The following is an 8075-nucleotide window of genomic DNA, read 5'->3' on the forward strand; positions in this document are numbered from 1 at the left end:
AGCGTCGAGGTGACGTCGCCGTTGGTGCGACCGTCGGTGATGGTGTAGGTCACCTGCGGCACGTTGCCGTTCCAGTCGGCGACCGGAACAAAGGTATAGCTGCCGTCGGCGTTGAGGGTCAGCGCGCCGTAGCCCGCAAGCGTGGCGGTCTGGCCGGCGGCCCAGGTGGTATTGCCCACCGTAAACGATTTCACCGTCAGCGCGTCGCCGTTCAGGTCGCTGGCGCCCGTCAGCAGATTTTCGCCGTTGGTAAGCGTTGTGTCTTCCGCCGTGCTGCCGGTTTTAGCCAGGCCGACCTGCGGCGCGTCGTTGACCAGAGTGAGGGTGACCGTCGCGGTTTCGGTTTTGCCGCCGCTGGTGACGGTATAGGTGAAGGTATCGGTGCCGACATAGCCGCTGGTCGGCGTGTAAATCACCTGGCCGTTGCTGATGCTAACCGTACCGTAAGCGCCGTTGGTCTTGCCGGTAATCGCTTTATCGCCGTTGCTGAATTTATCGTTGGCGAAAACGTCGATGGTCACCGGCGTACCCGCGTGGGTCGTCAGGCTGTCGTTAAACGCATCCTGCACCGGCGTAACGGAGATATCGAGCGTCGAGGTGACGTCGCCGTTGGTGCGGCCATCAACCACCCGGTAGGTCACCGTCGGCACCGTACCGTTCCAGTCGGCGACCGGGACAAAAGTATAGCTGCCGTCGGCGTTGATGGTCAGTTTGCCATACCCGGTGAGGTCGGCGGTCTGGCCTGCGGTAAACACCGTGCCGACGCCGCTGACGGAGTAGTTAAGAATGCTCAGCGTATCGCCATCAGGGTCGGAATCGTTCAGCAGCAGGTTTTGCGCGGCGGAGCTGGTCAGCGTCGTATCTTCCGGCGTGCTGACGTTTTCACCCTGGGTGACCGGGGCGGCGTTATTCATCTGAATCGTGACCGTCGCGGTTTCGGTCACGCCGCCGCTGGTGACGGTATAGGTGAACGTATCGCTGCCGACGTAGCTCGCGGTGTTAGGGGTATAAATCACCTTGCCGTTGTCGATAACCACGGAACCATAAACGCCCTGGGTGACCGCCGTGATCGCTTTATCGCTGTTGCTGAAGCTGTCGTTGCCCAGCACGTCGATGGTTTTCGCCTCGCCCGAATGGGTGGCGGCGGTGTCGCTCTCCGCGTCCGCCACCGCTGTAATGCTCATGCTGATGCTCTGCGCCGTGCTCCAGTGGCTGGTCTGGCCGCTGTTGAAGGCGCTTTGCAGATCCTGCGTGCTGCCCGCGGCGCTGACGCCGGTATCGGCGGAACTGGTGCTGTCGGAGACGCGCACCGTCAGGCCGCCCGGCACCGCGCCGTTGTAGTCGGCCAGCGGCACAAAGCGCAGCTGGGTCGAGTCGAGCAGCACCAGCGTGTTGGTTTCGCTGTAGCTTGTGCCAAGCGCAGTCCAGGTCGTGCCGTTGGTGCCGTTGGTAGAGTACTCCCAGTGGCCGAGGCTTGCGTCGGTGGTGTTGCCGACGATCGCCACATAGCCGATAACGCCTCTGGCGTTGCCGCCGCCAGCAATTCCCGTCTGGTTGTCGGCGGCGTCGCTGTAGCTGCCAAGAATAGAGGTCAGCGTTTTGCCAACTGGCGTATCTTCCTGCATGGTCAGCGGCGTCGCGCTAATCGTCGGACGGTCGTTGACGTTAGTGACGCTGGTTGAGAGGGTGACCATCGCTGCGCTATAGCGTGAACTACTGCCGTTGGTTGCCGTTGATACAGTCTGGCCGCTGGTCAGCGACCCTGTCGTTGCGGTGGTGTCGCCGTTGTTGTTGGTTTCCACCAGACGTACTTTCAAGGCAGCAGGCGTCCCGAAGAAGTCAGCGGCAGGTACAAAGCGGACTTTGGCCGTTGCATCCAGCAGCAGGGCGTTGGCGTCGGTGCGGCTGCCAATGGCAGCCCAGGTCGTGCCGCCATCGGTGGAGTATTGCCATTCGCCCTGCGCGCTGTTGACTGACAGGTTAGTGATAGCCACGCCCCAGAAACTGTCAGCGCTGGTGCCGCCGGTTGCCGTAATGGACGCATTGTTGACCTGATCGTTCGGGTCCGAGAAGTTACCGACAAACAGGTTGGCAATGGTGTCGCCGGTAATCGCTGCGGCGCTGGTGTCTTCGCTCACCGGGGCCAGCGTCTGGGTAGCGCCGACCAGCACGACCGGGGCATCGTTCGACGGTTTCACGGTCACGCTAAAGGTACGGGTGGTGACCAGCGCGGCGGAGGTGTCATCGGCGTAGCTGATGTCGCCCGGGTTCGCGTTCGGGTTATTGCTGTCGCCGGTAAGCGTGGTCGGGCGGCTGCCGTGGTTGGCGTTATCGTTCACCACTACGGTGACGTTAAAGGTGCCGTTCCAGTCGGCGGCGGTGACGCCCGCGTTGGTCGGCAGGTTCACCGTCAGGTTAGCGAGGCGGCTGTTGATCTGCGAAAGCGTGCCGGTAAGTGTGAAGCTGGTGGTGTTGACGCCGCCCGCATCAACGGTGCCGCCCGTCCCGCCAATCGTTTTAAAGGTAAAGCCGCCCGGCAGAGTGACCGTCACCGTCAGGCTGGCGCTGTCGGCGTCCGGGTCCGCCACGGTAATGGCGGGCAGGGCGACGGTCGTTGAGCCTTCGTTGACTGACTTGTCCGTCACCGTGATGGTCGCCGGATCGTTGACGTCGCTTGTGAAGACGCTGCGCCATGCGGTACTGACGTTCTGGCTCAGGCCGGAAGGCAGCGCGCCGTAAGGGTCGATAGCCGTGGTCGGCACCGCCGCGACGCCGGTGACGGCATCGTTCTGGCCGCCGTTGGCGCTGTTGGCGCTTGTCAGGTTGCCAGAGGCGTCGCGCAGGCGATCGTCGGCAATCACTTCCACACGCCAGGCGTTATCGGCGTTCGACAGGGCGGAGCCGGTCATGGCGACGGTCAGCGCCGCCAGGTACGCGTTCACCTGGCTCAGCGTGCCGCGGATCACCAGTGCGGACTCGCTGCCGTTATAGACGCTGTCAATCGTCACGCCGGACGTTGTGTTGCCGGAGCTAATGGTGATGTCGGATACGCCGGCGTTACTGTACTGCGCGGCGGTCAGCGGCACGCCGCTGGCGTCGGTGATGCGCACCGTCACCTGCATAAAATCGGTTTCGCCGTCGGCGATATTGCCGCCGTCGGTGTAATCCGGGTCGGAAATCACAAAGCCGCCGACTTTGGTGCCGTCGACTACCGCCGGATCGCTGTTGAGGTAAACCGTACCGCCCGTTGCAGAGACAACCGGCGCGTCGTTCACCGGCACAATGGTGAGGTTCAGCGTCTGGTCGGCCGGGTCGGCCTGCACGGTGTCGCCGATATGCGAGTCGCCGTCGTCCAGATGCAGGGTGATGGTGACATCGCCCGCCGCTGCGCCGTTCAGGTCGTGGTTGACGTTGGCGCCGCTCTGCCAGGTGAGGCCGAGCGCCGCGTCGTTCAGCAGCGCTTCAATGTCGCTGGCGCGACCGGTCAGCGTCAGCGTGCCGGAGTTGTCGCCGGAAATCGTAACCGGCTGGCTGCCGGCGGCGCTGGCGGTGGCGCTGGTGTTCACGTCCGCGCCGCCGATGCCGAGGGTGCCGGACGGCGCGGTGATGGTGACGGTCACCGGCGTGCCGAAGGCGGCGGATTCGGTGTCCTGCACCACGATATTGCCGCCGATAAAGCTTGCCTGATCTTCATAAACGGTACGGTCCAGGTTGGTCACGGTCAGCGTGCCCGGATCGTTGATTTCCGAGGCGCGAATGGTGACGGACGCCGCGCTCAGGTTGCCGCTTTTTTCCGGTACGGAGGCGCTGTACCAGTTGTACTCGGTGGCGTCGACGGCGGTGGCCGCCGCGCCTCTGCCAGGCGTCGCGGGCTGGTTCAGCGTGCCGCCGTTAGCGCCTGCCGTCAGCGTGCCGCTTGCGTCGCGCAGGCGGTCATCGGCGATAGTCTGCACCTGATAGGTGGCGTTGCGGTCGGTTCTGAAGGTCACCGTCAGGCCCGCCAGCGCCGCGTTCACCTGGGCGCGGGTGCCGCTCAAGACCAGATAGTCGTGCTGGCCGCCGTGGGCGGTAGAGATCGTCGCGCCGCTGCCGGTCGCGTAACCCAGGGTCACGTCGCTGTATTCGCTGGCCACGAAGGCGCTGCCGTCCGCATGCAGCAGACGCACGGTCACCTGCAAATAATCGCTCTCGCCATCGGTCACGCCGTCTGTCAGATCCCCATCTTTGACCGAGAAGCCCGGCAGGGCGTTGCTCGTCGCCGTGGCGCTGGCGATGTTCTTGATGCCCGACGGCGCGGTCACTTCCGGCGCGTCGTCGGTCGGGCGGGTGTAGATCCAGAACGCGTTGCCGGTCTGCTCTTTGTCGCCGTCAGAAATCGTGAAGGTGAACTTATCGTCCGGGGTGGCGGGTTCGCTGTTGCCGCTGCCTTCGGTGCCGTCGTTCAGGTAGTAAATGTACCCGTTCGCCACATCCTGCTGGGTGAAGGAGGAGCCTTTGCCGATGGGGCTGAAGTTCACACCATCTTTGGAATAGGCCAGGGTGCCGTGGGTCGGCGTGCCGGTGATGGTGTACTGCACCTGCATTGAGCTGCTGTCGGAATCGTAGGCTTGCAGCATGGCGCTGGTTATCTGGCCATAGCTTCCTTCGGTGACGTACAGCGGGTTGTTGACTGGCGTGCCGCCAATCAGGTTCGGCGAGCCTGCGGTCACCGTCGGGTCGGCCTGGGTCGGGTCTTTGGCGATCTGCGGCGCGTCGTTGACGTTAGTTATCTGGATTTTCACCGTCGCGTCGCTGGCGGAGGTGGCGCCCCAGCGGTCGGTGGCCGATACGGTAAAGGTGGTGGAGCGCACTTCCGAGCCGTCGCTGACGAAGCGCAGCCCGGTGGTCGAGGCGCTGGCGGTAAGCAGCGAGGCGTTGAGCGTCTGGCCGACGGTAACGTCAACCCACTGCGAGCCGTTGTAGTATTGCAGCGTGCCGCCGTCCGGCAGCGTTTTGATGGTGAACTTCAGGGCGTTGGCGTCGGTCGCGTCGTTGTTATAGGCATAGTTGTTGGCGCTGCCGTCTTTGATCGTCGCGCTCTCTTCCAGCCCGTTGCTGCTGTTGGCGTCGTCCGGGTCGCTTATCGCTATCTGGCCGGTGGTCAGGTAAGCGGTTTCGCCTTCGGCGATTACGGTGGAGGAGGAGCCGGTTACCACCGGCAGATCGTTCACTGGCGTGACGTAGATGTTCAGCGTCGGCGTCCAGATATCGGTCACCGGGTTGCCGTTAGCATCGAGCGTGGTCAGCCCCGCCGAGACAGAGAACGCCGCGGCGTAGACAAAGGTCTCTCCGCCGTCGTGCTGGAAGCGAATATTGCCGCTGTCGAGGTCGGCCTGCGTAAAGGTGGCGTATTCGCCGAGCGTCACCCAGCTGCCGCCGACATTTTTTTGCAGCTCGCCGCCCGTTGCGCCGTTCGAGAAACCAAGGAAGGTATAGACCACCTGCGAGGCGTCCACGCCCGTGGCGGTGTAGCTCAGGCCCGGCACGCTGGAGAAGTCGCCGCTGGTGCCGTTCAGTACGAGGATGCCGCCTTCTTCCACTTCGCCGCGGGCGTAGCCAGAGGTGAAGTCCATGCCCGCCCAGGTGGAATCGCGGTTGGTAATGGTGGTGACGCGATCCGGAATCGTGCCGGGACCGCCGCCCGTGACCACCGCAAGGCCGATGGTAAAGGTAAAGCTGGTCAGCGTTTCGGTGCCCGGCGTGTACACGCCGCCGATGCGGCTGTAGGTCGTGCCGTCGGCGTTCCAGCGCAGCGCAGCGGTGTTGTCCACCACCACAAAGTTGAAGCTGTCGGTGTCACCCGATGCGCTGGCGCTGGCGTACTGCACGTACTGCACTTTGCCGTCGACGATATCCTGCATGGTGAAGGTGCCGCCGTTTTGCAGGCGGTAGCCGTCCAGCGTCAGGTAACCGTGGGTGAGCTTGCTGTCGTCAACGATAAAGCTGAGGTGGTTATCGGTGGAATCCACGTCGCTTGCGCCGATCATCGCAGACGTAAGGGTGACGGCGTTCGCCAGATCGTCCACCTGCGCGTGCAGCGTTACGTTGTCCAGAGTCGGGTCGTCATCCACCGGGCGCACGGTCAGGGTAATGGTGCCGTCGGTGCTGGCCGGCACGCCGGTGCCGCCGCCCTGGTCGGTGACGCGTACGCCAAAGCTGTCGGTGCCCTGGTTTTCACTGCCGTCGTTAGCATAGGTCAGCAGATTGCGATCGGCATAGTCAAAGGTCTGGCCGACGGTGACGGCGACGCCGTTAAACCAGAGCGTGCCGTGGGTCGGCAGGGCGGTAATGGTGAGAGTCAGCGTTGTGTCGCCCGGATCGCCGCCGCCGTCCGCCTCTATATACTGGCCGACGTTGCCGGTGTTGACCGCATTGTTGGGCTGGCCTTCAAAGACCACGCCGCTGCCGCTAAGGGTCGGCGCCTGGTTCTGCGGGGTAATGTTCAGCGTGACGTGGACGGTATCGGACTGCGCCTTCGGCGTCGCGCCGTCGTTGAAGACCGCCGTAAAGCCGTCGGCGGCGTTCTGGTCTGCGCCCGTGGCGGTGTGGACATACTTCACCTTGCCGTCGATCAAATCCTGCTGGGTAAAGATAGAGCCGACGCCCATCCGGTCGCCGTTCAGCGTCAGATAGCCATACTGCGGCAGGTCGGTCAGACCATAGACAATCTGCACGGGCTGCTGGGTGCCCGCCGTTACTTCCGCATCGATGGCGTTAAGGGTCACGGTGGTGATGACGCTGCCGCCCGATTCGATCTCCGGCACGTTCTGGGTGGCGTCGGCCACGCTTACCGGGTCGTTCGACGGGGTCACGGTCACATCGATGGATTTGCTGGTGCTGACGCCCGCGCTGTCGCGCACCGTGACGTCCAGCTTGCCGCTGGCGCCGGTGTTGCCAAGCTCGACGTCAGCGGAGGTAAAGGTGATGCTGTTAAGCCAGGCCTGCGCTTCGCTGGCAGTGCCGGTCATGGTCAGCGAAGCGTTGCTGGTCTGGCTGTCGCTGAGTTTGCCGATGGCGCTGTTGCTCAGGCTCACCGTGACTATGACGGTTTCGCTGGCGTCCGTGGTGCTGACCTGCCAGCCGCTGAGCGTGGCGGTATCGGCGCCTGCGGCGTTAAGGCTGCTCGGCTCGGCGACGGTGATGCCTTTTTCCGGCGCGGTGACTTCCGGCCCGGCCAGCAGGCCGTCGTAATCAAAGGCGAAGGTTTTCGCTTCAATGCTGCCGGTATGGTTTTCCAGCACCCAGTCGCCGGAAAGCGCCGCGCTGCCGGTCATGTCGCTGGAGGCCGCCACGTCCGCCTGAGTCAGTTCGGCGAAGCGGGTGATAAAGGCGTTATCCTGGGCGGAGACGTCGCAGCCGTAAAGCAGGATGTCGCCGCTGTCGCTAAGGCTCGCGCCGATAGCGCTGAGCTGTGAAGACCACGCCGAGAGGTTGTCCGCCGTCAGCACATCGGTGCCAAGCGTAATGGCGTCGGACGCGCCGTGGCTCAGAATATGAATGGCGGAAATATTGGTTTCGCCTTTCAGCGCGTCGGCAAGCTGGCTCAGACCCGAGCTGTTTTCATCGATAATCACCACCTGGCTGCCCTGCGGCACCTGGTCCACCAGCGACTGCCAGCCGGAGATATGCTGGTCTATTACATAGACTTCGCTGGCGGCGCTGCCCGGTTTTTCGCTTGCGGCGTCGGCTGTGGCGGCGTGGGGAATATCCAGCGCCTTCGCGGGTTCGGTGGCGCTTTCATGGTGCACCAGATCGCTTGCCGATGCCTCATGGATGGCGGTTTCAGCCAGAGCGGCTCCATCAAAAAGCTGGCGAGACTCAAGAGCAAAACGATGCGCACGCGGACGTAAACGACGGTTATTTATTGTAGTCATAGGTTTACTGCTCTTAAAAAATAGAGTGACTGGATAAATATTCTGAGTTCAGCGTTGCCAGGAGTGTACACCATGTCGCCAGGCCAGAGGAGGGCAAACAGGGGATATATTCATCGAAATTATCGAATGGACGCTTAGGGAAGGTGCGAACAAGTTCCTGAT

The 8075-nt window shown here is 63.1% G+C and carries 1 protein-coding gene; it reads right to left on the reverse strand.

Annotation, left to right across the window (positions count from 1 at the left end):
* A partial coding sequence (locus FDW88_RS04495; RefSeq protein ID WP_137362109.1) for a cadherin-like domain-containing protein occupies nucleotides 1-7913 on the reverse strand: 7913 nt, incomplete at its 3' end.
* Nucleotides 7914-8075 lie beyond the last annotated feature (162 nt).

Origin of the sequence: Citrobacter sp. wls829 (assembly GCF_005280825.1) — a bacterium.
Classification (GTDB): Bacteria; Pseudomonadota; Gammaproteobacteria; order Enterobacterales; family Enterobacteriaceae; genus Citrobacter; species Citrobacter gillenii.